The 1,019-nt window shown below is 51.9% G+C and carries 1 rRNA gene; it reads left to right on the top strand.

What is annotated here, in order from left to right:
- Nucleotides 1–18 precede the first annotated feature (18 nt).
- Nucleotides 19–1,019 (top strand): 16S ribosomal RNA (locus tag AC54AG_RS28290); the annotation flags it as partial.

Genomic DNA, 1,019 nt, shown 5'->3' with positions numbered 1-1,019 from the left:
GGCAAAGTAACAGAGATTAAACTGAAGAGTTTGATCCTGGCTCAGATTGAACGCTGGCGGCATGCCTTACACATGCAAGTCGAACGGCAGCACGGAGCTTGCTCTGGTGGCGAGTGGCGAACGGGTGAGTAATATATCGGAACGTACCCTAGAGTGGGGGATAACGTAGCGAAAGTTACGCTAATACCGCATACGATCTAAGGATGAAAGTGGGGGATCGCAAGACCTCATGCTCGTGGAGCGGCCGATATCTGATTAGCTAGTTGGTAGGGTAAAAGCCTACCAAGGCATCGATCAGTAGCTGGTCTGAGAGGACGACCAGCCACACTGGAACTGAGACACGGTCCAGACTCCTACGGGAGGCAGCAGTGGGGAATTTTGGACAATGGGCGAAAGCCTGATCCAGCAATGCCGCGTGAGTGAAGAAGGCCTTCGGGTTGTAAAGCTCTTTTGTCAGGGAAGAAACGGTGAGAGCTAATATCTCTTGCTAATGACGGTACCTGAAGAATAAGCACCGGCTAACTACGTGCCAGCAGCCGCGGTAATACGTAGGGTGCAAGCGTTAATCGGAATTACTGGGCGTAAAGCGTGCGCAGGCGGTTTTGTAAGTCTGATGTGAAATCCCCGGGCTCAACCTGGGAATTGCATTGGAGACTGCAAGGCTAGAATCTGGCAGAGGGGGGTAGAATTCCACGTGTAGCAGTGAAATGCGTAGATATGTGGAGGAACACCGATGGCGAAGGCAGCCCCCTGGGTCAAGATTGACGCTCATGCACGAAAGCGTGGGGAGCAAACAGGATTAGATACCCTGGTAGTCCACGCCCTAAACGATGTCTACTAGTTGTCGGGTCTTAATTGACTTGGTAACGCAGCTAACGCGTGAAGTAGACCGCCTGGGGAGTACGGTCGCAAGATTAAAACTCAAAGGAATTGACGGGGACCCGCACAAGCGGTGGATGATGTGGATTAATTCGATGCAACGCGAAAAACCTTACCTACCCTTGACATGGCTGGAATCC

The sequence above is a fragment of the Janthinobacterium sp. BCJ23 genome (assembly GCF_059617945.1).
The sequence above is the reverse complement of the archived record's forward strand: the minus strand, read 5'-3'. Positions and strand labels throughout refer to the sequence as shown.